Origin of the sequence: Mesorhizobium sp. B2-1-8, from assembly GCF_006442545.2 — a bacterium.
Classification (GTDB): Bacteria; Pseudomonadota; Alphaproteobacteria; order Rhizobiales; family Rhizobiaceae; genus Mesorhizobium.
This window is the reverse complement of record NZ_CP083952.1, coordinates 2,852,123-2,877,779: the sequence shown is the minus strand read 5'-3', so window position 1 is coordinate 2,877,779 and position 25,657 is coordinate 2,852,123. Positions and strand designations below refer to the sequence as shown.

General features: G+C 65.7%; 23 protein-coding genes and 1 pseudogene. 13 read left to right on the top strand and 11 right to left on the bottom strand.

Annotated features, from left to right (window positions below; genetic code table 11):
- Nucleotides 1–43 precede the first annotated feature (43 nt).
- Entirely contained in the window at nt 44–2,668 is a 2,625-nt protein-coding gene (locus FJ970_RS14080) for an EAL domain-containing protein (RefSeq protein ID WP_181178732.1), read from the top strand.
- A 134-nt stretch (nt 2,669–2,802) separates the two neighbouring features.
- On the opposite strand, the gene FJ970_RS14075 is transcribed toward FJ970_RS14080, so the two are convergent.
- Nucleotides 2,803–3,762: a Gfo/Idh/MocA family protein gene (locus FJ970_RS14075; RefSeq protein WP_227792127.1), complete on the bottom strand. Its 960-nt coding sequence runs from the start codon at nt 3,760–3,762 to the stop codon at nt 2,803–2,805.
- 10 nt (nt 3,763–3,772) lie between these two features.
- Between FJ970_RS14075 and FJ970_RS14070 the strand changes: the two are divergent.
- A pseudogene (locus FJ970_RS14070) lies at nt 3,773–3,979 on the top strand (ABC transporter permease); the annotation flags it as partial.
- 215 nt (nt 3,980–4,194) lie between these two features.
- Nucleotides 4,195–4,581, top strand: a complete 387-nt coding sequence (locus tag FJ970_RS14065) for a hypothetical protein (protein WP_140762210.1) — start codon at nt 4,195–4,197, stop codon at nt 4,579–4,581.
- A 103-nt stretch (nt 4,582–4,684) separates the two neighbouring features.
- On the opposite strand, the gene FJ970_RS14060 is transcribed toward FJ970_RS14065, so the two are convergent.
- Both FJ970_RS14060 and FJ970_RS14055 read right to left on the bottom strand, forming a co-directional pair.
- The gene (locus FJ970_RS14060) at nt 4,685–5,287 is read right to left on the bottom strand and encodes a cupin (protein WP_140762207.1); all 603 of its coding nucleotides are present in this window, start codon (nt 5,285–5,287) and stop codon (nt 4,685–4,687) included.
- 280 nt (nt 5,288–5,567) lie between these two features.
- Nucleotides 5,568–7,070, bottom strand: a complete 1,503-nt coding sequence (locus tag FJ970_RS14055) for an ATP-binding protein (RefSeq protein ID WP_140762204.1) — start codon at nt 7,068–7,070, stop codon at nt 5,568–5,570.
- A 523-nt stretch (nt 7,071–7,593) separates the two neighbouring features.
- Here FJ970_RS14055 and FJ970_RS14050 point away from each other — a divergent pair.
- Nucleotides 7,594–7,902 (top strand): hypothetical protein, encoded by a 309-nt coding sequence (locus FJ970_RS14050; protein WP_140762202.1) that lies wholly within the window; start codon nt 7,594–7,596, stop codon nt 7,900–7,902.
- A 15-nt stretch (nt 7,903–7,917) separates the two neighbouring features.
- Here FJ970_RS14050 and FJ970_RS14045 read toward each other — a convergent pair whose 3' ends face one another.
- The 3 genes from FJ970_RS14045 to FJ970_RS14035 form a co-directional block, all read right to left on the bottom strand.
- A complete protein-coding gene (locus FJ970_RS14045) occupies nt 7,918–8,748 on the bottom strand; it encodes an aldo/keto reductase (RefSeq protein WP_140762199.1) in 831 nt (276 codons plus the stop codon).
- A gap of 86 nt (nt 8,749–8,834) precedes the next feature.
- Nucleotides 8,835–9,467 carry a DUF5074 domain-containing protein gene (locus tag FJ970_RS14040; RefSeq protein ID WP_140762196.1) on the bottom strand — a complete coding sequence of 211 codons (633 nt, stop codon included), beginning with the start codon at nt 9,465–9,467 and terminating at the stop codon, nt 8,835–8,837.
- Between the two features lie 33 nt (nt 9,468–9,500).
- The gene (locus FJ970_RS14035) at nt 9,501–10,721 is read right to left on the bottom strand and encodes a helix-turn-helix domain-containing protein (protein WP_140762194.1); all 1,221 of its coding nucleotides are present in this window, start codon (nt 10,719–10,721) and stop codon (nt 9,501–9,503) included.
- A gap of 281 nt (nt 10,722–11,002) precedes the next feature.
- Here FJ970_RS14035 and FJ970_RS14030 point away from each other — a divergent pair, with 281 nt between their 5' ends.
- Nucleotides 11,003–11,749 carry a DUF899 domain-containing protein gene (locus FJ970_RS14030; RefSeq protein WP_140762191.1) on the top strand — a complete coding sequence of 249 codons (747 nt, stop codon included), beginning with the start codon at nt 11,003–11,005 and terminating at the stop codon, nt 11,747–11,749.
- A 97-nt stretch (nt 11,750–11,846) separates the two neighbouring features.
- Nucleotides 11,847–12,110, top strand: coding sequence for a hypothetical protein (locus FJ970_RS14025; RefSeq protein WP_140762188.1), 264 nt, complete (start codon nt 11,847–11,849; stop codon nt 12,108–12,110).
- A 13-nt stretch (nt 12,111–12,123) separates the two neighbouring features.
- Here the strand turns inward: FJ970_RS14025 and FJ970_RS14020 are convergent, their stop codons facing one another.
- Entirely contained in the window at nt 12,124–13,122 is a 999-nt protein-coding gene (locus FJ970_RS14020; protein ID WP_140762185.1) for a bestrophin family protein, read from the bottom strand.
- A gap of 421 nt (nt 13,123–13,543) precedes the next feature.
- On the opposite strand from FJ970_RS14020, the gene FJ970_RS14015 reads away from it, so the two are divergent.
- Nucleotides 13,544–13,816 (top strand): hypothetical protein, encoded by a 273-nt coding sequence (locus FJ970_RS14015; protein WP_140762182.1) that lies wholly within the window; start codon nt 13,544–13,546, stop codon nt 13,814–13,816.
- Between the two features lie 118 nt (nt 13,817–13,934).
- Here the strand turns inward: FJ970_RS14015 and FJ970_RS14010 are convergent, their stop codons facing one another.
- From FJ970_RS14010 to FJ970_RS13995, 4 genes are all read right to left on the bottom strand, one after another.
- Nucleotides 13,935–15,320: an amidase gene (locus tag FJ970_RS14010; protein WP_140762181.1), complete on the bottom strand. Its 1,386-nt coding sequence runs from the start codon at nt 15,318–15,320 to the stop codon at nt 13,935–13,937.
- 68 nt (nt 15,321–15,388) lie between these two features.
- Nucleotides 15,389–15,844 (bottom strand): carboxymuconolactone decarboxylase family protein, encoded by a 456-nt coding sequence (locus FJ970_RS14005; protein ID WP_140762178.1) that lies wholly within the window; start codon nt 15,842–15,844, stop codon nt 15,389–15,391.
- A gap of 108 nt (nt 15,845–15,952) precedes the next feature.
- Nucleotides 15,953–16,918: an RNA polymerase sigma factor gene (locus tag FJ970_RS14000; RefSeq protein ID WP_140762175.1), complete on the bottom strand. Its 966-nt coding sequence runs from the start codon at nt 16,916–16,918 to the stop codon at nt 15,953–15,955.
- A gap of 197 nt (nt 16,919–17,115) precedes the next feature.
- The gene (locus FJ970_RS13995; protein WP_140762172.1) at nt 17,116–17,736 is read right to left on the bottom strand and encodes a TetR/AcrR family transcriptional regulator; all 621 of its coding nucleotides are present in this window, start codon (nt 17,734–17,736) and stop codon (nt 17,116–17,118) included.
- Nucleotides 17,737–17,988: 252 nt separating this feature from the next.
- On the opposite strand from FJ970_RS13995, the gene FJ970_RS13990 reads away from it, so the two are divergent.
- The 6 genes from FJ970_RS13990 (at nt 17,989) to FJ970_RS13965 (ending at nt 25,649) form a co-directional block, all read left to right on the top strand.
- Nucleotides 17,989–18,486, top strand: coding sequence for a (2Fe-2S)-binding protein (locus tag FJ970_RS13990; RefSeq protein WP_140762169.1), 498 nt, complete (start codon nt 17,989–17,991; stop codon nt 18,484–18,486).
- Nucleotides 18,483–19,541 carry an FAD binding domain-containing protein gene (locus FJ970_RS13985; RefSeq protein ID WP_140762165.1) on the top strand — a complete coding sequence of 353 codons (1,059 nt, stop codon included), beginning with the start codon at nt 18,483–18,485 and terminating at the stop codon, nt 19,539–19,541. The genes FJ970_RS13990 and FJ970_RS13985 overlap by 4 nt, the downstream gene beginning before the upstream one ends.
- The gene (locus FJ970_RS13980; RefSeq protein WP_140762162.1) at nt 19,531–21,789 is read left to right on the top strand and encodes a xanthine dehydrogenase family protein molybdopterin-binding subunit; all 2,259 of its coding nucleotides are present in this window, start codon (nt 19,531–19,533) and stop codon (nt 21,787–21,789) included. Before FJ970_RS13985 ends, FJ970_RS13980 begins: the two co-directional genes overlap by 11 nt.
- A 91-nt stretch (nt 21,790–21,880) precedes the next feature.
- Nucleotides 21,881–22,363: a (2Fe-2S)-binding protein gene (locus FJ970_RS13975; protein WP_140762159.1), complete on the top strand. Its 483-nt coding sequence runs from the start codon at nt 21,881–21,883 to the stop codon at nt 22,361–22,363.
- Complete coding sequence (locus FJ970_RS13970; protein ID WP_140762157.1) at nt 22,360–23,343, top strand: FAD binding domain-containing protein; 984 nt, start codon at nt 22,360–22,362, stop codon at nt 23,341–23,343. The genes FJ970_RS13975 and FJ970_RS13970 overlap by 4 nt, the downstream gene beginning before the upstream one ends.
- Nucleotides 23,340–25,649 carry a xanthine dehydrogenase family protein molybdopterin-binding subunit gene (locus FJ970_RS13965; RefSeq protein ID WP_140762154.1) on the top strand — a complete coding sequence of 770 codons (2,310 nt, stop codon included), beginning with the start codon at nt 23,340–23,342 and terminating at the stop codon, nt 25,647–25,649. The genes FJ970_RS13970 and FJ970_RS13965 overlap by 4 nt, the downstream gene beginning before the upstream one ends.
- The last annotated feature ends 8 nt before the right edge of the window (nt 25,650–25,657 follow it).

Genomic DNA, 25,657 nt, shown 5'->3' with positions numbered 1-25,657 from the left:
GAATCTTGTTTTATTGGCTGTTTTCGCCGACATGTCCGGCCGCATGAAGGGGGCCGTCTTTTCCCCGGCGAGGATTCCGGTGGCGATCGCGGTTGTGGTCATTGCCGTTTGCGCGGCGTTCGCTGACCATCAAAACAAAGTCGTTGCGGACCAGGCCGCCCGCGCGGATGTCCTCGCCGAAGTCAATGTCGTTCGCGCCAGGCTCGAAGGGAACATCAACGGCAACCTCCAGCTGGCGCGAGGACTGGTCGCGGCAGTCACAACCGAACCCTACATGGGGCAGCAACGTTTCGCTGAGCTTGCCAGCAGATTGTTCAACGAAGAGTCTCAACTTCGCAATATTGCCGGCGCGCCCGACCTGGTCATTTCCTTGATGTACCCGATGGCCGGCAACGAGAAAGCCATTGGTCTCGATTACCGCAAGAACGACCAGCAGCGTGCGGCTGCCTTGCGTGCGCGTGACGAGCGCAAGCTTGTTCTCGCGGGCCCGGTCGATCTGCAGCAGGGAGGACAGGGCTTCATCGGCCGGTTTCCGGTATTCGTAAAGAGTGCGGGAAATACCGACCGGTTCTGGGGAATCGTTTCCGCGGTCGTCGACGTGCAACGCCTCTACCAGGCGAGCGGACTGCTCGACAAGAATCTCGGGATTGAGGTCGCGCTCATCGGCAATGACGCCCCCGGCGCGAAGGGACTCCGGTTCTTCGGTGACGAACGTGTCGTCAAAGGCGATCCGGTGACGGTCGACATTCTTGTCCCGTCAGGCTCCTGGCGGATCGCGGCGATTCCCAAGGGCGGTTGGCCCGCCACGCCCGCCAACGCCTGGCGGCTCCGGGCGATCATGGCGGCGGCAGCGGCACTGATTTTGTTTCCCTTCCTGGCGGCGGGCCGCCTGATCAATGAAAGGCAGCGAAACTACTGGGAACTAAATCGGCTGTCGCGACGGCTGGAACTTGCCCTGGAGGCCTCGGCCATTGGCGTTTGGGAACACGACCTCGAAACCAACCATCTTGCTTGGGACGACCGCGTCAACGAAATATATGGCAGGGAGGCTGATGGCGGACCACGCGGATATACCGACTGGGCCGGGGCCATTCATCCCGACGATCTGCCTCAGGCGCTTACAGACTTCGACAATGCCGTGACCGGGCGAGGCACATATTCATCGGAATACCGGGTTGTTCGTCCAGACGGCGAAATTCGCCATGTCCGGTCCAGGGCGATCTTTTACGAGACCGCGAACAATTCGCCCCGAATGGTGGGGGCCGAATGGGACGTGACGTCAGATGTAATGCTGAACACCGATCTGGTTCGCGCAAAACAGCTGGCCGAGTCGAAAAATGCGGAACTCGAAGCTGCCAAGGCGCGCACAGAACATGTCGCCATGCACGATTCGCTGACGGATTTGCCCAATCGGCGCTACCTGGACCAGGTGCTGAATGATTACGCGGCAAAGGCCAGGCTGAACGGCGGCCATGCCGCACTGCTTCACGTCGATTTGGACCGCTTCAAGCACATCAACGATACGCTCGGCCACGCGGCGGGCGACGCGATGCTGGTGCATGCCGCATCCGTTCTCAAGTCCAACGTCGGCGATCGAGGTTTCGTCGCTCGGGTTGGAGGAGACGAATTCGTCGTGCTCTGCACGGTAGGCGGTGAAGATGCCCAGGCGGCCGCGCTTGCGGACCGCATTATCGAAGAGATGCGCAGGCCCGTTTATTACCACGGTCACCAGTGCCGTTTTGGCGTCAGCGTCGGAATTGCAATCGACGATGGTACGGGCGCCGAAACCAGACAGTTGCTGGTAAATGCCGATATCGCCCTTTACCGGGCAAAGAGACGTGGCCGCAACCGGTTTGAATTCTTCACTGGCGAGTTGCAAAGCGAAATCGTCAACACGAAGAGAATTGCCGACGAAATTCTCGCCGGCCTCGAACAAAATCAATTCATCGCGTTCTACCAGCCTCAATTTAGCGCCAGGACGCAGGAGATCGTGGGAGTTGAAGCGCTGGCTCGGTGGAACCACCCTGAGAAGGGTATTCTGACACCCGACGTTTTCCTGAAGACCGCCGAAGAACTGAACGTCGTCTCGATAATAGACCAGAAAATCCTCCAGCAATCGCTTTTGGATTTCGAAGCATGGTCCGCGCAGAAGATTGGCGTTCCGCGCGTGTCAGTCAACGTTTCGGCACGGCGCCTTCACGATGAGCAACTCATAGCGAGTTTGCGAGATCTCGACATCAGGAAGGGAACGTTTTCCTTTGAGCTCGTCGAATCCATCTTCCTCGACGACAACGATGACCTGGTCACGTGGAACCTCGAGCAGATCAAGCAACTCGGTATCGACATCGAGATCGACGATTTCGGCACCGGCTACGCCTCAATCGTCAGTCTGCTCAAATTGCAGCCTCGCCGCCTGAAGATAGACCGCCAGTTGGTCGATCCAATCGTGAATTCACCCCAGCAGAGGCAAGTCGTGTCTTCGATCATCGAAATCGGCAAATCCCTCGGCATCGAGATCGTAGCAGAGGGTGTCGAGACGATGGAGCACGCCCGTCTGCTTAAAGCGCTTGGCTGCGACATTCTGCAAGGCTACGCCTTCGCGCAGCCCTTGGATTCCGACGGGCTGAGCAGATTCGTTCGATCTCGTCGGTTGTCCGTCGCCGGCTGATTCCGTTCGAATTCCCAATGCATGTCGCCCGGAAGTGTCCTCGGATCCGGGATAACGACATGCATAAAATCAGAAGCTTACAGCAGGTCGGGCGAATCCTATTCGCCGCGACATGCTGTAGGCTTGGCGTGACCTCACCTGAACAGGGCAGCCGTCCACGCTCCACCCGCCGCGTTCGACTCCACCGCCGCGGCGACGAACTTCACGCCGCGCGCGCCGTCGACCACGTCGGGCACCTGCGCCGCGCGGGCTGGATCGACCGCGCCTCCCGAGCGGTGGGCGCGGATGATGTCGGCGGCGTCGCGATAGAAATTGGCGAAGGCCTCGATATAGCCTTCCGGATGTGCCGCCGGCATGCGCGACACGCGGCGGGCTTCAGCCGTCGAGCCATGGCCGCCGCGCACCAGCGTGCGGGTTTCCTCGCCATGGACGGAAAAGCGCAGTTCCTCCGGCCGCGCGCCCGACCATTCGAGCCCGGCTCTGTCGCCATAGATGCGCACGGAGAGATCGTTGTAGTGGCCGGGCGATGTCTGGCTGGCCAGGATCGTACCGCGCGCGCCATCGGTCCAGCGCACCAGCACATGCGCATTGTCATCGAGCCGGCGTCCGGGCACGGCGGTGAACAGGTCGGCCGAGACAGCCTCGGCCTCGCGGCCGGAAATGAAGCTTGCCAGGTTGAAGGCGTGCACGCCGATGTCGGCCAGCACCGCCGACTGCCCTGCCCTCGCCGGATCGGTGCGCCACTCCGCCTGCTTCTGGCCGTCGGCGTCGATCGGCTTGGTCAGCCAGTCCTGGATGTAGGCCCCATGCACCGACACGATCCGGCCGAGCTCGCCCGTCATCACCATTTCGCGCGCCTGGCGCACCATGGCGTAGCCGGTGTTGTTGAGCGTGACGACGAAGCGGCGCTTTTTCGCCTTCGCGAGCGCCACCAGCGCTTCGGCGTCACCGAGCGTCGTCGACAGCGGCTTGTCGCAGATCACGTCGATGCCGGCTTCAAGGAAGGCGGTGGCGATCGGCGCGTGCAGATGGTTGGGCGTGACGATGACGACCGCCTCGATGCCATCCGGCCGCGCGGCTTCGCCCTTTGCCATGGCGCTAGTCGGCATAGCTGCCGCCGTCATCGGCGGCACCTCCATCTTCGGCGGCCGCGGCGGCTACACCGGCACCATCATCGGCGCCCTGATCCTCACCGTGCTGACGACGCTCTTGACCATCCTGCAGATGCCTGAGGGCGCGAGAAGGATCTTGTTCGGGCTGATCGTGCTGTTCGTGACGGCGGCGTATTTGCGGATCGTCGAGGAGCGGTAGAAGCATCTCGAAGTCCAGTGGTTACGACGAAGGATTTTGGGTTAAGCTGGCGCATTCCTGCCCTGCTAGAGAGGCACCCTTATGGTCGCACGTCCGCGTGGAGGATAAAGCAACGGATCTGTCGCAGGCGGTCTTGAGGACGACGATCTCGTCTTGCGTTTATTTATCAGGAGGCGGTGAGAGGTCTCACGCATCAGAAGACCGTTGTCGAGAACATGAACACCCGCGCCGGGAGTCTTATCTTTGCCACCGCATTCGCAAACTCGTTGCTGGGCGGCGCGGCCCTTTCCAACGAACTTGGAGTTTGGGACTGGACCGCGGTGACCCTGCTGTTCAGCATCGGCGGCCTGATCGTCTTCATGCTTTGGCCCTACCATCAGTACACATTCCGCTTCGATCCAGAAGAGCTGCTCCATCAGTATGTCGATGGCAACAAGCCGACGACAATGTCGGCCATGCACCGCGCGCTGGCCCTCCGCATCAAGGCGGACATGGCCAGCAACTGGCGGATTATCCAGCGGCTCCGGGTGGCGTTGCAGTTTGCGCTGGTCTTTCTGTTGCTCGATATCCTGGCTTGGCTTCTGGCGATCGCGGGCGTTTGAGAACGTTCCACCGACGTGATGACTATTGCGTCGATCTGCTTGGGCGCTCGTGCCGAGGCAGGGCTTGCGTCAATGAGCTTTGCTCTCCTGGGCTTCGGCGAACTCAGTCTTTCTTCCACGCCGCCAGCAGCGGGCCTTTGCTTCCATAGACGGGGTCCTTGCCCGGACGACCTACCCTGGGGATCGTCACCACCGCCTTGGCGTGATCGGCGGCGGTCGTGCATTCGTCATAGGTGCCGGACGGCGGATAGGCGCCAACCACGAGAAAGTCGTCGGAGGCGAAGATGCGCTGGTGCCCGGTTCCGGCCGGAAGAACCGCGACATCGCCGGCCTTCAGCGCCAGCGTTCGTCCCTTCTTGCCGCCGAACCGGACTTTCGCGATACCGCGCGCCACGCCCAGCACCTCGTGGATGCGCGAATGGTAGTGGAGATAGTCGTAGATGCCGTTGCGCCAGCTGTCCCCCCATCCGTTAGCCGAGAAAAGCTCCTCCATGACGGCGGCGGGATCGAACTCCTCCGGCAGCGTGACGGCACCGCGATAAACCATCAGCGGCCAGGACGGATGGTTGGGCACCAGCCCATCGTCCCCAAACCTGAACTCGTTCGATTTTCGTGGCCTGACAAGATCGGCCGCCTGTTGCCTGTCCGGTCTTGCGGCACCGGTCACCTGTTCGGCAGCGTTCTTGATGCTTTGCAGGATGCTCATGACGTCGCCTCGTCTCGGGGAACCCAATGCTGACTTAACCTGCGTGGCCGTCGCTTGGTTCCCCGCAGGCTCAGCGCCCGCGAAGCCGGGAACCGATCGCCGCACATCAGACGGATCGGCTCATCATCCCATCGGAATGGCGGGCGGTCGACGGTGTCATCCAGTAAGGGTGGCGTTCTCGCACGGCTGGCCTTCACCGAAATCCGATAAGCGACCGCACCCGGCCGGTCTTGCAGGGTGCCCGCCTGATCAGCCCGAGGTTGAACGTTTCATGGCGCCCTCACAACGCCAGGCTTCCCTGCTCCGCTCCTTCGGCGTTGGGATCGCCGGGCGCGGTGGCCCAGGCGAGTTCGACCAGCGTCACGGTGCGCCGGCCGGCGCCGTCGAGCTGGCAGACGATGAGACCCTGCTCCTCGATATAGGTCAGCAGACGCCGGGCGCGGCGCATGGAGTGCGAGCCATAGGCGCGGGCGATCGCGGCGTCGCTCGGGCACGGCCAGCCCTCCTTAGCCGCGCGCGCGATCATCATGAACACGCCCTGCATGTCCTCCGGCAGCAGCGAGGCGCGCACCGAAACATCCCGCCACGCATCATCCTCGGCCATCTCGGACCCCACCCCGGCACGGGCGCGTGTCAGCATGCGCCGGAATTCCTGGAGATCTGGCACCACCGAAGCCAACCCCTCGATGCGGCAGCGCACGACGAACTCCTGGTAGAGGACCCCGATGACGCGAAATCCCGCATCGGGCTCGGCCAGGATGGCGCGCAGGATGCGGTCCATCCGCTCGCGCCGTTCGGCCAGATCCTCGGCGCTGATCGGCGGCTCGACCGGTTCGGGGCGGATGTCGCGCGGCGCCGATTTCGCCGCCATCAGTTGCTCCAGCAGGTCCGGCGACGCCACCCGGCGCGGCGCGCGCATCGTCTCCGGCGGCGGGGCGGCCAGGATGATGGCGCGGGCATCCTCGAGCGCCGCCTCCGGCAGCGGCATCAGCCTGGGCGTGCCGTTGCGCGGGCTGGTGTCGGTCGGGCCAATGCGCAGGCCGAGAGGGCGGCGCGACAGCGCCGGCCCCAGCGCCATGAACTGCCCGCGCTCCAGATCGCGAAAGGCTTCCGCCTGCCGTCGTTCCATGCCCAGGAGATCGGCGGCGCGCGCCATGTCGATATCGAGGAAGGTGCGGCCCATGAGGAAGTTGGAGGCTTCCGCCGCCACGTTCTTGGCGAGCTTGGCCAGCCGCTGCGTGGCGATGATGCCGGCCAGCCCCCGCTTGCGGCCGCGGCACATCAGATTGGTCATGGCGCCGAGCGAGAGCTTGCGCGCCTCGTCCGGCACCTCGCCGGCCACCGCCGGCGCGAACAGCTGCGCCTCGTCGACCACCACCAGCATCGGGTACCAGTGGTCGCGCGCCACCTCGAACAGTCCGCCGAGGAAGGCGGCGGCGCGCCGCATCTGGTTCTCGGCATCGAGCCCTTCGAGGTTGAGCACCGTCGAGACACGGTGGATGCGCGCCCGCTCGCCGGCCGCCTGCAGGCCGCGCTCGGTATGCTCCTCGGCATCGATCACCAGATGGCCGTAGCGTTCGCCCAGCGAAACGAAGTCGCCTTCCGGGTCGATGATGGTCTGCTGCACCCAGGGCGCGCTCTGTTCGAGCAGCCGTCGCAAGAGATGTGACTTGCCGGAGCCCGAATTGCCCTGCACCAGAAGGCGGGTCGCCAGCAACTCCTCGAGATCGAGGTTCGCCGGGGTGCCCGCCGTCGTGTTTCCCATCTCGATCGCAACGGTCATGCCAGACTCATCAACTCCTTCGCAGACGGGCTTACCAACCCGATCGCGGCCCGTCGAGCGGCGCGGAGCCTGCGATTCGCGTTGCGCACAGCCGATAGAACGATGACGTGGCCACGATGGACGACCGGAAACCGGCGGGCCGCCTGCCGTTTACAGCCGCGGCCCTGTGGATAGTAACCACCTGTTCACCATGGGCCGGTGTTCCAATTGCGGACACCAGGCATCCGCCTAACCTGACCCTGCATCGCGCCCCAATGTGATGCACCCAACGCCCCCAAATGGCGACCGGCGTCTTCAAGTTCTTCTGTGTATGCGCCGGTCGTCAGCACGTCACGTCATCGCATCCTGCCGTGATACCGGCGGCAACTGCGGTGCGGCTGGTGCAATCCGACAATCATACATGCCCCGCGGACCGGGCGGAACGAGCAGCCCCATCGAAACAGGATGGGCGTGCAAAGTTTGGGTTGACCGCCTCCGATGGCGAGGCGACACTTCATCCCACAGCAAGGCAGGAGGTAAAACGATGGATGAGCCCGACCGCTGGCGCCACATGTCCAGCGCGCCGAAAGACGGCAGCCGGATACTCGTTACGGTCCGCCCGTCCGAACAGGGGCCAGCCGAAGTCGACCTCGCCTACTGGTCACGCGCCGATCAGTTCGGTGACGAAGGCTGGCGTGCCTCCGATTCCTCGCCCGGCCGCGTCGTCGAATATGTCGAGCCGGAACTGAAATGCTGGATGCCGATGCCCTCGGCCAATCTCAGCCGGGGCGCCTCGATGCCGGCGCCATGGGAAGGCGACGACGCGCAACAGCTGGACGGGTCGGGGATTTAACGCGCCTTCGTCCTCTCAGAACAAAAATGCTGCCGTCGCCGGGTTCGGCCCGTTACGGCCGTCGGCCGAATCCATGCCGCTGATCGTCTCCAGGTCCTGCGCGTCCAGCTCGAAATCGAAGACGTCGAAATTGGCTGCGATACGGTCCTGGCGCACCGACTTCGGGATGACGATCAGCCCTTGCTGGAGATGCCAGCGGATCATCGTCTGCGCGGCGGACTTGCCGTGTTTGCGGGCAATGCCTGATATGGTCGGGTCGCTCAGCAAGCGGCCGCTGCCCAGCGGACTCCAGCTTTCCGTATGGATGTCGTGCCGGGCGTGAAACTCCCTGAGCGCGCGCTGCTGGAAGCGCGGATGTAGCTCGATCTGGTTGACGACGGGTGTCACGCCCGTCTCGCCGATGATGCGTTCCAGATCATCAGGATTGAAATTCGAGACGCCGATCGACTTGATGCGGCCGGCCTGCTTCAGCTCGACGAGCGTCTTCCACGCCTCGACATATTTGTCCTGGCTGGGCACCGGCCAGTGGATCAGGAACAGGTCGAGCTGCTCGACGCCGAGCTTCTGCATCGTGTCGTCGCAGGCACGAAGCGCCGCATCGCGCTGGTGGGCGCCGTTGCGCAGCTTCGAGGTGATGAACAGCTCGCTTCGCGGCACGCCGGCGGCACGGATCGCCTCGCCGACCCCTTCCTCGTTCTGATAACCCTCGGCGGTGTCGATCAGTCGGTAACCGGCCTGGATCGCCCAGCCCACCACTTGCGCGGTGATGTCGTGATCGACCTGCCACACGCCAAGGCCAAGCTGGGGAATGGCGGCGCCGTCGTTCAACGTGATCTGTTCGGGCATGGTCTGGTCCTTTTGCGGGGGATGGTCCAGCCTATCTAGGCCCGACATCGCGCAGCGGCCAGTCGGTGGGGGAAAATTCGTGTCCCTCACTTCGGTCGGCGCACCGCCCGCACCACGCCGGCGTTTCCGCTGCCGCAGAAGAGGCGGTCGCGGCCGTCGGATTCCAGCCCCGAGACACCCATGCCGGCAGGCATGTCGAGCTTCTCCAGAACCTTGCCTGTCCGTGGGTCTATGCGGCGCAGATCGCTTTCGTCGCCCTCCCAGGTGGCGTGCCACAATTCGCCGTCGACCCAGGTCACCCCGGTGACGAAACGGTTGGATTCGATGGTGCGCAGGATCGCCCCGGTCTCGGGATCGATCTGGTGGATCTTGCGTTCCCGGTGCTGTCCGACCCAGAGCGCGCCCTCTGCCCAGGTGAGCCCGGAATCGCCGCCATTGCCGGGTGCCGGAATGGTGGAAAGCACCTCGCCCGTGTCGGGATCGATCTTCTGGATGCGGTCCTTGGCGAGCTGGAAGAAATGCCGGCCGTCATAGGCGGTGCCGGCATGTGCCGCGACATCGATCGAGCGCAACGCCTGACCGCTCTCCGGATCGAAGGCGTTCAGCCTGTCGCCCGAGGCAAACCAGACGTTCTTGCCGTCAAAGCTCACCCCGGCCACCGTATTGGCATCGGGAAAGGGTCCGTATTCCCTCAAAATTTCGGCCGCTGAATGTTTCATGTCTTGATCCTCGATGGTGGTCCTCATCGCTTCCTAGCCGTTCGGCAGCGGCGCCGGGAGTAACAAGGTGGTCGTGAAACCCACCACCGGCGGCGTCATCCAGCGGCGCGCCCGGCCATGGCCGAAGGACTGCACCTTGCCGGCCTCGGCAAGCGGCTCGAGCGCCCGCTGGACGCTGCGCTGGCCGGTTCCAAGCGCCATCGCCAAGGCCGAGCTCGACCAGGCCTCGCCGTCGGCCAGCAAGGCCAGCACGGCCGCGTGCCGCTCCTCGATCGGCCGCGCCAGCACCATCACCGCGCGCACATGGCGCGGCCCCAGCGTGAAGCCATGCTTGGTGGCGCTGATGCCGGCCAGTGCGCGAAGCTCGGCGCGCAGCCGCCCGATCTCGACGCGCAGGCGCGCGCGGTGCGATTCATCGGCATGCCTGCCGCCGAAGGCCCGCGCCACGAGTTCCCCCCGCGACACGTCCCCGGGCCAGGCTTCGGCGAGCGACCGTGCCAGCGAAAACAGCACCGGCCGGCTCGCCAGCGAGATCGTGACCCCGCTGCTGCGCACGGCGTAGCGGAAAGCATCGACGACCAGCGCCGGCGATCCCTGCAATGCCTCGACCTCTTCGAGCAGCAGCGGCTGCTCCCTGCCCTGCACGATCAGCCGCGCAGCGGGTGTCTCCAGCGCCAGCCATGCGCTGTCGACCTCCGCGATGAGGCCGGGAATGCCGGCCTTGCGGGCGGCATGGCGTGCCCACTCCAGCGCCGCGCGCGCCGGCCTGGTCCGCAGGCGCCGCATGGCGATGCCGGCGACGGCGAGCTCGTGCGCGGCTCTGGCTGCTGGCGGAAGCGGCGCGGGGTCGAGCCCGGCCAGCACATGTTCGGCCTCGTCGAGGCGGCCGATCAGCAGCAACCGCCGCACCTTGAGATGGCCGGCATGCGCCGCGTTCAACCGGTCGCCATGCTTTTCCAGCGTCGTGCGGGCCGCGTCGAGCGCCTTGGCCGGCCAACCGAGATCACGCGAGACCAGCGCGATCTCGGCCTCGGCGACGACGCATCTGGCCCGCGCGACGGCCTCTTTCGGGGAGAAGGCGCGCACGGCCCGCCGCAACAAGAGCTTGGCGCGATCGAAGTCGCCGAGCTGCGCCATCGCGATGCCGCGCAGCGCCAGGGCCGGCGCGTCCTCGCGCAGGGCGACGCGGTCGAGCGCGCCGAGCGGATCGCCGGCCGCCAGCGCCAGCGCCGCCGAGGTGATCAGCGAGTCCATTCAAATCCCGTCACACTTGTAACTCCCACCTCGGCACCGAGCCGCCCTAACTTAAGTCAGTACCGTCAACCAGCAAGCCGGCAATGACGGCATGCAAGGGAGAACCAGAAAATGCCTGCCTCCACCGACCTCGACACAGCCAATGATACGACCAAGCACGCCGCACGCCACCCCTGCTGCGCCGGACCGGATCTCTCGGATCCCGCCGCGCCTGCGGCACCCCGGCATACCCAGGCAACACCACACCGCAACGACGCCACGACTGGCCAAGGAGAAGACCAATGACCATGACGATGAAGACCCCGCCGATCGTTTCACGGCAGGATTGGGAAGCCGCGCACCAAAAGATGCTGGTGAAGGAAAAGGCGACGATGCGGGCCAGGGACGCGCTGTCGGCCGAACGCCGGCGCATGCCATGGACGGAAGTGGACAAGGCTTATGTCTTTGAAGGCCCCGATGGCAAGGTGAGCCTGCTCGACCTGTTCGAAGGCCGCCGCCAGCTGATCGTCTACCGCGCCTTCTTCGAGCCCGGCGTCTATGGCTGGCCGGAGCACGCCTGCCGCGGCTGCTCGCTCGGCGCCGACCAGGTCGGCCACCTCGCCCATCTCAACGCCCGCAACACCACGCTTGCCTATGCCTCGCGCGCCCCGCAGGCCGACATTGCGCGGCTGAAGCAACGGATGGGCTGGGACATGCCCTGGTACACGATCACCGACAGCTTCGACAAGGATTTCGGCGTCGACGAATGGCACGGCCACAACGTGTTCATCCATGATGGCGACCGCATCTTCCGCACCTATTTCATCAACAACCGCGGCGACGAGGCGTTGGGTACTGTCTGGAGCTATCTCGACGTCACGCCGCTCGGCCGCCAGGAGACCTGGGAGGACTCGCCCGAAGGCTACCCGCAGACCCCGCTCTACAGCTGGTGGAACTGGCACGATAATTACGAAGCCGGAGCCGACAAGAAATGGGCCGAAGTGTCCGCCGCCGGCGAGGCCGCCTTCCGCGACAAGGCCAACCAGTAGCCGGCGCAAGACTGTCCAGCCTGGGTTCCCCTCCCCCCTCCGGCAGGGCCGAGGAACCCAGGTCCCGACGGGTCGCAACCAGCAAGGGAATAAGACCATGAGCGATATCCATTCCGGCATCGGCAGCGCCGAAAATGCCGCCCCTCGTGGCATCGCCGACTGGCTGTGTCTCGCCGCGGCGCCCACCTTCGCGGTGATGGCGCTGGTCTCCTGTCTTCAGGGTGGCGATGCCGCCATGCTATGCATGGACGCTAATCCCTCGCCGCTGGCCGGCCCGATCCTGACCGGAATGCCTGCCATGTATGTGCTGATGAGCGCTTTCCATCTGGCGCCCTGGCTGCGGGTGATCTCCCGCCGGTAGGCGCCTGCCCACCTCACATGGCGATGTCGTTGACCGGCAGCAAGGGCTTGGGAAGGTCGCTCTCGCCGAGCCCGGCGCGCATCTCGATCTCGATGTCGCGGCAGATCTGCGAGATCGGCACATCGTTGGCGTTGCCCTCGAAGGGGTTGGCGCTGCTCTCGCCGACCTGGTCGAGGGACATGTAGGCCCAGCCCAGCAACGTGCTGAACGGGATCGTCAGCCAGATGGCGATCGAGCCGAGCATGCCGTCCAGTTTGCCCATGTCGGCGAACACCGGAACCACGCCGAACGGCAGCAGCGTGCAGAAGATCATCACGAACATGGAACTGACGATGGCGTATTGCCGGGGATAGGGATTGTTCTTGATGCGGTCGCAGCGCGCCTGCTGGTCGTGGAAGTCGCGGATCAGCTTCGTCAGTTCGACATAGACCTGCGACGGGACCTTGGCGTCCTTGAGCAGCCCGTTGACCTGGACCGACTGCAATTCGAGCAAGGCTATCGCCGGACGAGGCGATTTCAGGACAGCCGCGGTCTGGTCGCCCAGCAGCGGGCGCAAGTCGTCGGCGATCGAGCCCTTGTCCTCCTGGATGTGGTAACGCCGCCGGTATTCGATGTTGGCGGCCTTCCCCATCGATTCCCACGGCATCGGCCGCCGCAGCGCGTATCGCAGCGCCGTCATCCAGGCGATGTGGCGGTAGACGAGCTGCCGAGCCGTCGGCGCATCGAGGAAGTCCCGGCAGAAATTGGACCACATCCGGCTGCTGGCCGTGATCTGCGTGAAAGCCTGCAGCGCCTCACCGCTGCGGGTGAACACCTGCGAATTCTTGAAGCCTGCGACCAGCGACACCGTGGTGCCGAGCACCAGCACCACCGACCATGGCACGGAGAACCCGGCAATGCCTGGCAGGAGGTAAGCCGCCACGGCCAGCCCGCTCACCACCACCATGTAGAGGACGCTGCGCCGCGACCAGAGCGCGAAATCGACCACCTTGTAGGAACGGCCTACATACATTGAATGCCCTCGAAAACGTGGATAGCGGACAAATCGAGCTATCCTGCCGTGACGCCTGGCGCAATTCCAGGAAACGCTCCGCCGCTCTAGCATGCCGCATGTCCGGGATGAATGGCCGTTCTTGGTAGAGAGCCGCACAAGGCCGGCGCATGTGGTCGCGCGCCGTCCGGGTCCTCGGGCTCCGGCCCGGTGGCCTTGAGCGGACCGTCCTTGGCGATCTCGATCGCCGACTGCGGGCCGGGATCGACCGCGGCGATCGACGACAGCCCTTCCAGCCGGCATTCGCGAGGGCGCCTCGCCGCTCACTGGCCCCAGCAATTGCTAATTGACAGGTCGAAGGAAACGGCGCTCACTCGCTCGCGAAGGTGGATCGCTGCGAAAGGCGGGATCTCGACCGTCGGCGTCACCTCGGGAGGATGCCATGCCGACAGTCATTGCCCACCACAACATCACCAAAGATGCCAAGCACTGGCTCAATTCACCCAAGCGGGCGGAGCTTTTCGGTGCGCTCGGGGTAACCAACATCCGCACATTCATCGATCCCCAGAACCCGACCCGGGTGGCGGTGATGATGGACGTTCCCGATATGGCTAAGTTGGCGGGAATGATGCAGAGCAAGGCTGCCGCCGATGCGATGGCCCATGACGGCGTGGTGCCGGAATCCCTCGTGGTCCTGGTCGAAGCGAGGAAATAATCGCTTCGCAACGGCGTCGAGGGGAAGTCTTGGCGTCGTTGCGGTTCGGCTTGACCTTCAAGCACGCGGACACGACACCGTGACCGCGGCGGCGCGGACCGCCGCACGCCGCGACCGTTCACAGTCCAGGCGGCCTGACAAAGCCGTCGGTGAGCCTGGCCAGTGCCCGAGCAATGGCAAGCAGTCTCAGGTCCGCGTGGCGGCGGCCGACGAGCTGGACGCCGATCGGCAGGCCCTCACGGTCGAGGCCGATCGGGATGACTGCGACCGGATGCCCGGTCAGGTTGAAGCGGCAAGCGTGGCTCAGCGCGGCCCAGTACGGCGTTTCGACGCCGTCGACCGGGATCGGCACGCCCGTCTCTTGGTGGAGGAAGGCCGTGCACATCGTCACCGGGCAGACGAGCACGTCCCAGTCGTCGAAGAAGCGCTCCCAGGCGAAGATGAATTCATCGCGCTGGTTGAGCGCCTCGATATAGGCCGCCAGCGACGGCGAAGCGTCGCGCGGCAGCTGGAAGACCTGCGAGTACCAGGTGATCAGGTCCGAGAACAGCGCCCGCTCGGCAGCGAAATCATGCGACGGCAAGGCCTGCCCCACGCGCGCGCCGCCGGCCTCGATGACGGCGGCGAAGCCGGCGATCGCATCGGCGATGTCGAGCGCGACCGGCACCCGGGGAAAAGTCGGCGCCCAGGCGACCCTCAGCCGGTCCAGCGGCGGCTCCGGCGCTTCTTCCAGCGCGACCGGCGGAACCTCCGTATCGAGGCCGTCGGCGCCGGCGATGATGCGGTGAGCGAGGATGAGATCGTCGACATCGCGGGCCATCGGCCCGATGCCTAACAGCAGGCGGAAGCTGCGCGGCATGTCGGGCGGATCGCCATAGCTGCCGGTGATCGGCACCGTCGCCTCCGTCGGCCTGAAGCCATAGATGCCGCAGAAATGAGCCGGTATCCGGATCGAACCGCCGGCGTCGCTGCCGATCTCCAGCGGCACCAGCCCGGCCGCGACCGCGGCCGCGGCGCCGCCGCTGGAGCCGCCCGGCGTGCGTGCGACATCCCAGGGATTGAGTGTGCGGCCGAAGATCGGGTTCCAGGTCTGCAGGTCGCGGAGCCTGGGCGGAACATTGGTCTTGCCGATGATGATGGCGCCGGCCTTGCGCAACCTGGCGGCAATGGTGCTGTCCGTTGTCGGGATGTGATCGGCCCAGGCCGTCAGGCCGACCGTGGTGCGCATGCCCGCGGTGGCGTGGCCGTCCTTGAGGGTAATCGGCACGCCATGCAGCGGGCCGACGGCATCGCCGCGCGCGATCGCCGTATCGGCGGCCTTCGCCCCGGCGCGGGCCGCCGCCTCGTCGAGAGTGACGATGGCGTTGATGAGCGGATTGACCAGGGCGATACGGGCTAGCTGCGCCTCCATGGCCTCGCCGGCGCTGATCCGCCGTTCGCGGATCGCCGCCGCCAGACGGGTGGCGGTCATGAAGGTGGAGTCGTTGGCGAGGGCGTCGTTCATGTCCTTATCCTCCCTGAGGAGGCAACCGGGGAGTAGGGAGCGCGGATCGACCACATTCCCCTATTCCCCTACTCCCCGGCCATCTCCTTCTTGAACGTGTCGAAATCGACCTGCATGCCGTTGAAGATGGTGCTCCAGTGGCGCGTCAACGCCGACATGGCGACCGCCTCCTGGATCTCCTGGTCGGTGGCGCCGGCCTTCCTGGCGGCCTGCGTGTCCGACCAGATGCAGTAGCTGCACGGAATCTGCGCGGCGACCGCCAGTGAGATCAGCGACTTCACCTTCGGCGACAGCGCTGTGTTATCGCTGAGCTCAATGGCCTTGACCTCGGCCCAGGCGCCGGGCAGGCCGGCCTTCGGGAACTGCTTCACGAAGCTCGGCACGCCGCCCATGGTCGACTGGATGTCCTTGAGGGTGGCGTCGTAATCGTCAGCATGGGCGGGAGCCAGGGCCGGAATGGCGAGGACCGAGCCGAGAACCATGGCGCGGGCGAGATTATTGCGAATGCGGCTGACGGCAGACATGATATTCTCCTTTGCTGTGGGTTGGCGCGCCGGAAGCCGGCCGCGTGACCCAGAAAGGATGAAGCGGCCAACCGGAAAGTTCGCCGCCGCCGGATTTTCACGAAGACGTTATTCCTCCGAGCGGGCCGGCCGTGCGGAATTGTAGATGCGCATACCGCGCACTTGGTGCTCGCCATGGAACAGGACGAAGGCAAAGCCCGGCGGGCAGTGGAACGGATCTTCCGGCGGATTGAGGAAATTGCCTTCGAGCACGGTGACATTGCCGCTGGCCAGCGCCCGCACCGGCTCGGCGCGGACGCCATCGCCGGTGTCCCCGTCGACGATCTCGGCAAACAGATGACGCCCGAGGCGCCGCGGTCCCCCCGCCAAGCCGATTTCGAGGTCGTCGGCGTAGTGGGCCAGGAAGCGGTCCCTGCCACCGCCATAGAGCGAGCGGAATTCCGCGACATAGAAAGCAAGACGCTCCGCCACCAGCTTCTGGTGATCCCTGTCGGACAGGCCGGCCGATGCCAGCAAGAGCTCCGAAAGCCTGACTTTGGCGTCGGACAGCCGGCTGCGCACCGTGCCGACCGGCACGCCCAGGATGGCTGCAATCTCCTCATAGCTCGGCGAGCTGCCGAAATAGCGCAACATGACGGTGGCGCGTTGCATCTCCGGCAGCCGGCCAAGCGCTGCCCACACCCAGTCCCGCAGGTCGCGGCTTTCGATCCGGCTTTCGATGCGCTCCTCGTCCGCGAGCTCGCGGAAAACACGGTCGGTTTCGGCCGGCTTGGCGCAGGGCCGGCGCCGGCGCAGCGCCATCAGGCAGTGGTTCCTGAGGATGGAATGCAGCCAGCCGCCGACCGCGGCGGGATCGCGTAGGCCATCCAGCCGTGTGAGCGCGGTGACGAAAGTTTCGTGGACCGCGTCCTCGGCATCGCTGGTGTAGCCTAGCATCGACAAGGCGATGGCATAGAGCTGCGGCCGGTAGCGTTCGAACAGCAGGCCGAGACTGGGCGCCTCGCCACCGCGTGCCGCCATCACCAGCTCCGCGTCGGGCTTGCTACCCTCACGGTGAAAATTGGGCTGCCCCATGTCTGCATTCCCTGCCGCGATCATATCACAAATGGACAGGATGCGCTGAGGGGTCGGAAAGTTCGGCGGGGAAGGCCGGCGCGTCGGACTCCTCGCCAGGAAGCGCGGTCGAATTATGCCGGGCCGGAACTCAGATGCTGGATGCCGCTGCTTGCGGCCAGCCCATGATTAGAACGAATCCGGCGTCCGAACTGTTCTCATTCCGGCCGCTTCCCGGCCCCAAACCGCAACCCGTCCATCAACAGCTTCACCAGCCGGCGCGAGCGGTCGCGCCATTCCGGCGTGTCGGGCGCCGAGTAGATGCCACCGAGCGCATGCAGCACGTCGGAGGCATCGACGTCGCCGCGGATCGTGCCGTCGGCCACCGCCGCCTCGACCAGTTGCCGCAAGGCCTGCGACACGCGTCCCGACGTGTCGGAAAACAGCGTCGAATTGGTGGTGAACAGGATGCGCAGGCTGGTCGCCAGGCCGCGCTTGGTGGCGATGTAGTCGACGAAGCGGTGCATCCACTCTTCCAGAGCGACATCGGAGGGATGTTTTGCCGCAAGCTCGCCGGCGGCAGCGCACAGCGCCTCCGCCTCGCGGCGGTAGACCACCTCGACCAGATGCTCGCGCGTCGGGAAATGCCGGTAGAGCGTGCCGATGCCGACCCCGGCGCGCCGCGCGATCTCCTCCAGCGAGGCGTCGATGCCGCGTTCGGCAAACATGATGGCCGCCACCTCGACCAGCTTGTCGCGGTTGCGCCGCGCGTCGGCGCGCAACGGCTTGTCTGCGGCGGCGGGGTTTTGTTCGACAGTCGTGACAGGCTCAAAAGCCAATTTTTTTCTCCACCAGGGATATGGGGGCTTGAACCATGCGTGGCCAGCCCCCACGTAAATAAACGGAGGCACCTCCGCTTTTAGTGGAGAACCTTTATCATATAATCAGGGAGCCCGGTATGTCACGTCTTTCGAAGCCGCAAGCTGTCACCTTCCCCGCCTGCGGCGGATTGGCTGTCGCCTGACCTTGTCCTTCCCTGCCAAAGCGCCAGATCATCCCCCTCAGCGTCAAGCAACTGGAGCCAGACGCCCATGACCACCCTTCCCCTCTCGCTTACCGTCAACGGACACCACCATGAACTCGAGGTCGACACCCGCGTCACCTTGCTCGACCTGCTGCGCGAGCGGCTTGAGCTCACCGGCACCAAGAAGGGCTGCGACCGCGGCCAGTGCGGCGCCTGCACGGTCCTGGTCGACGGCAAACGCATAAACTCCTGCCTGGCGCTGGCGGTCAGCCATGACGGCGCCGAGGTGCTGACCATCGAAGGTGTCGCGCACGGTGAAGAACTGCATCCGGTGCAGGCCGCCTTCATCGCCCATGACGGCTTCCAGTGCGGCTTCTGCACGCCCGGCCAGATCATGAGCACGCTCGGTCTGATCGCCGAAGGACAGGCTGGCGCCGATCCCGAGCGCATCCGCGAGGGGCTGAGCGGCAACATATGCCGCTGCGCCGCCTATGGCGGCATCGTGGAGGCCGTTCTGGAGGCCCAGCAACAACTTGCCAGAACCGACCGGAGGACCGCGGCATGAGAGACTTCGATTTCGTCAGGCCGGCCACCATCTCCGAAGCCATAGCGGCGGCGGCCGGACCGGGCTCGGCCTATCTCGCCGGCGGCACCAATCTGCTCGATCTGATGAAGGGTGGCATTACCGCCCCCGAACGGATCGTCGACATTACCCGCCTGCCGGAACTCAATCGCATCGAAACGCTCGATGATGGCGGCTTGCGCATCGGCGCGCTGGTCCGCAATGCCGATCTCGCACACGATCCGGCTTTCGCCAAGGCCTATCCGGCGGTGGCCGAAGCGCTGCTTTCGGGCGCCTCGGCGCAGCTTCGCAATGCCGCCACCGTCGGCGGCAATCTGCTGCAGCGCACGCGGTGCAGTTACTTCTACGACACCGCCAGCGCCTGCAACAGGCGCGAACCCGGTTCCGGCTGCTCGGCACTGGGCGGCGAGAACCGCCTGCACGCCATCCTGGGTTGGAGCGATGCCTGCATCGCCACCCATCCCTCCGATTTCTGCGTGCCGCTGGTGGCGCTGGATGCCGTGGTCGAGATCGAGGGCAAGCAAGGCCGGCGCCATGTGACACTGGAGGAATTCCACCGGCTTCCTGGCGACACCCCGCAGCGCGAGACTGTGCTGGAGCCGGGCGAGTTGATCGTTGCAGTGCGCCTGCCGGCGGAAGCAGCCTCCTTCGCCGCTCACGCCCGGTATCTGAAAGTGCGCGAACGCACCTCCTATGCCTTCGCCGTCGTTTCGGCGGCCGTGGCACTTGTCGTCGATGGCGGCAAGATCCGCGGCGCAAGGCTGGCGCTGGGCGGTGTCGCGGCCAAGCCATGGCGCGCGCGTTCGGCGGAAGCCGCTCTGCTCGGCGCCGATGCCGACGAGGCGAGCTTCGTTCGCGCCGCGGACGTCGCGTTGGCAGACGCCAGCCCCTCCGGCGACAATGCCTTCAAGATCGAGCTTGCCCGCCGCATTGTCGTCAGGGCGCTGATATCAGCAAAGGCCGGAACGCCCGAGCGGATCCCGGCCCTTCCTGCCTCACCCTTTTCCTCCATTCCCGGAGTGCGCCATGACGCTTGAACTCAGCCTCAACCAGCAACCCGCCCATACGCGGCAGGGCTCCAGCATCGGCCAGCCGCTGACCCGCCGCGACGGATTCTTGAAAGTCACCGGCACGGCGCGCTACGCCTCCGACAACCACCCGCCCGGCATGCTCTATGCGGTGCTCGCCGTCTCAAGCATCGCGCGCGGCCGGGTCGTGTCGCTGGATATCGAGGCGGCCAAGGCGCATCCGGGCGTGGTCGAGGTGATGACGCCACTGAACCGGCCGGCGCTCGCCACCGATCCGGATGCCAAGGACCATCCCTTCATGTTCCGGCTCGACCTGCTGCAGAACGATGCGGTTCGCTACGCCAACCAGAGCATTGCCGTGGTGATCGCGGAGACGCTGGAAGCGGCGACCGAAGGCACGGCGCTGCTGTCGCCGCGCTATGAAGCGCTGCCGGCGCGCGTCGGTCTCGACGGCGCCAAAAGCTTCGTGCCCCGCGGCGTCGGCGTCGGCAACCCGGCGGTGCAGCGGAAGGGCGATGTCGAAGCCGGCCTCGAATCGGCAAGGACGCGGATCGAGGCGACTTACGAGACGCCGGCCCAATACCACAACGCCATGGAGCCCCACGCAATCGTCGCCGCCTGGGATGGCGACCGGCTGTCGATCGACATGCCGAGCCAGGGCCTTGCCATGGCGCAGGGCCGCATCGCCGGCCTGTTCGGCATCGCACCGCAGAACGTCCACATCCGCAGCCCTTTCCTGGGTGGCGGTTTCGGCTCCAAGGGCATGATTTCCGGGCCGCAAGTGCTGGGCATACTGGCGGCGAAGCTCGTCGGCCGCCCGGTCAAGCTGGTGCTGCGACGCGAGCAAATGTATGGACCGGTCGGTCATCGCGCCCCGACGCGCCAGACATTGCGCATGGGTATGGATGGCGAAGGGCGGCTGACCGCGATCTCCCATCACGCCAGGACCACATCGAGCACATTCGACGATTTCTTCGAACCGGCGGCCGACGCCTCGCACACGCTCTATGCCAGTCCGGCCATCGCCACCTCGCACGATGCCGTGCGGCTGGACACCGGCACGCCGCTGTTCATGCGGGCGCCCGGCGAGGCCACCGGATCGATCGCGCTCGAAAGCGCCATCGACGAGGCGGCCTATGCCTGCGGTATGGACCCGCTGGACTTCCGGCTCAGGAATTACGCCGAAGTCGAGCCGATGACCGGCAAGCCATTCTCCTCCAAGGCGCTGCGCGAATGTTACGAACAGGCGGCCGAGGCGTTTGGCTGGGCGAGCCGCCCGCTGCAGCCGCGGCGGATGCGCGACGCGGATGGTTTCCTCACCGGCTGGGGCATGGGCACGGCGACGTTCCCGGCCCTCATGTTCCAGGCCGAGGCCCGAGCCGTGCTGAGGGCCGACGGCAGCGGCTTGATGGAGACCGGCGCTCAGGACATGGGCCAAGGCGCCTGGACCGCCTTTGCCCAGATCGCAGCCGACGGGCTCGGGCTCGACATCGACCAGGTCGATTTCAGGGCCGGCAATTCCGACCTGCCCAATGCGGGCATCGCCGGCGGTTCGGGTCACACGGCAACGGCCGGCATGGCCATTCACAATGCGGGTGCGGCGGTCATCGCCAGGCTTGCCGATCTTGCCACCGGTAACGAAGCCTCGCCGCTGTTCGGCGCCGGTAATGAAGGTGTCCTGGCGCGCGGCGGACGCCTCTACCGGCGCGACGACGAAAGCCGCAGCGAAAGCTATAGCGAGATCCTTGCCCGCGCGGGCCTTGCCGAGATCGAAGGCCATGGCAAGGGTGCACCGGATCCGGCGTCGCAGGAGGCCTACGCCAAGCACGCGCATGGTGCCGTCTTTGCCGAGGTCAAGGTCGACCCGGATTTAGGCCAGATCCGCGTCACCCGGCTGGTCGGCGCATTCGCTGCCGGACAGGTCATCAATCCGCGGCTGGTGCGCAGCCAGTATTATGGCGGGATGATCTGGGGCGTTTCCTTTGCGCTGCATGAGGAAGCCGTCACCGACCGGCGCTCCGGCCGGATCCAAAATGCCAACCTCGCCGAATACCATGTCCCGGTGAATGCCGACGTGCCGTCGGTCGAAGCGCTGCTGGTTCATGAGGACGATCCTCACGTGAACGCACTCGGCATCAAGGGCGTCGGTGAAATCGGCATCACCGGCACGGCCGGCGCCGTCGCCAATGCAGTCTGGCATGCGACCGGCGTGCGCCCGCGGCGCTTTCCGATCCGGATCGAGGACCTGCTGGGGTGAGGAGCGGTCCGCCCGAAGGAACGGTTGGACCCTCCCTACCCCCTAACTCCAATTCATCCCCCAAGCGTCAAGCAACTGGAGCCAGACGCCCATGACCAGCAAGACCACAATTCCCGTCCATCTCGATATCAACGGCCAGCATCACACGCTGGAACTCGAACCGCGTGTCACGCTGCTCGACGCCCTGCGTGACCGGCTCGGCCTGACCGGCACCAAGAAGGGCTGCGACCATGGCCAATGCGGTGCCTGCACCGTCCATGTCGACGGCGAGCGCGTGCTGGCCTGCCTGACACTGGCCGCGCAAGCCGAGGGCCGCACCATCACCACCATAGAGGGGCTTGCACGGGAGGGCGAACTGCATCCCGTGCAGGCTGCCTTCCTCGAACAGGACGCCTTCCAGTGCGGCTATTGCACGCCAGGCCAGATCATGTCGGCGGTCGCCTGCATCCGCGAGGGCCATGCCGGATCGGACGAAGAGATCCGCGAATACATGGCCGGCAATCTCTGCCGCTGCGGCGCCTACCCGCACATTGTCGCCGCCGTGCGCCAGGCAGCGCTGGAGGCCGCGTCATGAGGGACTTTTCCTATCTTCGCGCCACCTCGGCCGACGCCGCCCGCCAGGCGGCCGCTCTCCCCGGCGCCATGCTGCTTGCCGGCGGCACCACGTTGATCGACCTCGCCAAATGCGGCGTCGCCGAGCCCGACACGCTGGTCGACATCACCCATCTCGAGGGGCTGGACCGGATCGAGATCAACGAGCGTGGCGCCATCATCGGTGCGCTTGCCAGGATGGGCCATGTCGCCGACCACGCGGACATCAAGAACCGCTTTCCCGCCATCTCGGAGGCGCTTTGGCAAGCGGCCTCGGCGCAGATCCGCAACATGGCAACCATTGGCGGCAATCTGATGCAGCGCACGCGTTGCCCCTATTTCCGCGATCCCTCGAATTTTGCCGCCTGCAACAAGCGTGAACCCGGCAGCGGCTGTTCGGCGATCGGCGGCGTCACCAGGGGCCATGCCGTGCTTGGCACCAGCGAAGCCTGTATCGCCATGTATCCCGGCGACCTCGCCACAGCGCTCGTCGCCTTCGACGCGACGGTATATCTCGGCGATCGGCGCATCCTCGTCGATGACTTTTTCCTGTCGCCCTGCACGACGCCGGACAAGGAACACGCGATCGAGCCCGGCGAGATGATCACCGCCATCGAAATCCCATCCTCCGCGGCCGCGCGGCGTTCGACCTACCTCAAGATCCGCGACCGGCAATCCTACGAGTTCGCCGCGGCCAGCGCCGCCGTCGGGCTCGAACTGGAATCCGACGGACGCACCATCCGCGACCTGCGCGTGGCGCTCGGTGGCGTCGCCACCAAACCGTGGCGGGCGCGCGCCGTCGAAGACGCGCTGAAAGGCAAGGCGCTGGAGCCGGAAGCTGTTCGCGCCGCAAGCCTGCTCGCCGTCGAAGGCGCCGTCGACCATGGCGCCAACCACTACAAGATCGAGCTCGCGCCGCGCGTCGTCGCACGGGCTATTCTCAAGATGGGAGAAACGGCATGACCGTTCACAGCATCAGAGTTGGTGAACCGAAACGGGGCGACGCCTCCGACGGCGGCGCCGAAGCCGTCGGCGGCCGGCTGTCGCGCGTCGACGGCCCAGCCAAGATCACGGGTGCGGCCAAATACGCCGTCGAGCAGCAGCTCGAAGGCCTCGCCTACGCCGTGCTGGTCGAAAGCACGATTGCATCCGGCAAGGTGCGCGCCATCGACAGCGAGGCGGCCGAGGCAGCACCGGGCGTACTCAAGGTGCTGACACCGGACACGACCATCAGCCTGAAAACCGCCTCGGACTGGTTCGGCACCCCGCCGCCCGACAAGCCCTACTGCCCGCTGGCGCGCGACGTCACCTTCTCGGGCCAGCATGTCGCCGCCGTCGTCGCCGAGACCTTCGAGCAGGCCGTGGCCGCCGCAGCGATGGTCAAGGTCAGCTATGACGAGACGCCGGCAATCGTCGACCTCAGCGATGGCAAGGCTGGTGACGGCATTCCGGTCGACGCCATGACCAAGGAATGGGGCGACGCGTCCGCCGCCTTCGCCGCGGCCCCGGTGCGCATCTGCGCCGCCTACAACACGCCGCGCGAATACCAGGCGCCGATGGAACCGCATGGCCTTATCGCCCGCTGGGAAGGCGACCACCTGACCGTGTGGGAGCCGAGCCAGTGGCTGGACGGCATGGCGCGCACCTATGCAGAATGGTTCGGCGTGCCGTTCGAGAATGTGCGGCTGGTGTCGCCCTATATCGGCGGCGGCTTCGGTTCCAAGGCGCTGGCGCTCAGCCATGGCGCGATTGCCGCGAGTGCCGCGAAAATGCTCGGCCGGCCGGTGCGGCTGGTGATGACGCGGCCGCAGACCTTCACCGGTTACGGCGGCCGCGCCGCGACCCGCCAGACGGTGACGATCGGCGCCGACCATGACGGCATGATCCAGTCGATCGTGCATCGCGGCGTCAACGAAACCTCGATCGATGGCATGTGGGTCGAGCCGCTGGGCTCGGTCACCTCGATCATGTACGCGACGCCGAATTTCTCCTCGAAACAGAATGTCGTGCGGGTGAACTCGGTGGTACCAGGCGCCATGCGTGCGCCGGGCGAAAACCCGTCGGCCTTCGGCATCGAAAGCGCCATTGACGAACTCGCCTACGAGGTCGGCATCGATCCGCTGGAAATCCGGCTGCGCAACTACGCCGAGCAGGACCCGCATGCGAAAAAAGCCTGGTCGACCAGGCAGTTGCGCGAGGCTTTTACAGCAGGCGCCGACCGCTTCGGCTGGACTAGGCGCACGCCCGAGCCACGCTCGATGCGCGACGGGAACCAGTTGATCGGCTGGGGCGTGGCCGCCGGCACCTATCCGGTGCGGCGCGCCTATGGCGAGGCGATCGTCCGCATCCTGGCCGATGGTTCGGTCGAGGTCGAAAGCTCCTCGATCGACATGGGCCAGGGCACCTACACCATCCTGGCGCAGACCGCCGCCGAGACGGTCGGCGTGCCCGCCGACAACGTCGTGGTGAAGCTCGGCGACTCCCGCTTTCCCCGTGCCGGCGTCGCCGGCGGCTCACGGCTGGCCGGCGTGATGACAGGCGCCGTCCACAAGGCGGCGACGTCGGCGCTCGACCAGCTGATCGGTCTGGCGATCAGCGATCCGCGCTCGCCCTTCCACGCGCTGCAGGCCAACACTTTGGTCGTCGCCAATGGCCGCATCACCGCGCCACGCGGCGACGGTCCTGATGTCTCGGTCGCCGAATTGCTCAAAAGCATCGGCCGCGACCGCATCGAGGCGACCGGCGACACTATGCCGGCCAATTCGAGCGCCGAGGATCGCTACAAGAACTACACCACCATCGCCATGGCGCTGCCGCACACCGAGGGCGACTATTCCCGCCATTCCTGGTGCGCGCATTTCGTCGAGGTGCGTGTCGACGAGGATTTCGGCACGGTGCGCGTGTCGCGCGTGGTGTCGGCGCTGGATTCGGGCCGGCTCTACAATCCGAAGCTGGCCGAAAGCCAATGGAAGGGCGGCATCATCATGGGTATCGGCCAGGCGCTGCTCGAGGAAGGCATCGTCGACCGCCGCCACGGCCGCATCGTCAACAACAACCTCGCCGACTATCTCGTCCCCACCAATGCCGACATCCCCGACATCGAGGTGATCTCGGTCGGCATCCCCGACCTGCACTCCTCGGTGCTTGGCGGCAAGGGCGTCGGTGAACTGGCGATCGTCGGCATGGCGCCGGCCATTGCGAATGCTGTGTTCCACGCGACGGGCAAGCGGATTAGGGATCTGCCGATTACCTTGGAGAAGCTGATTTAACAGTGAAG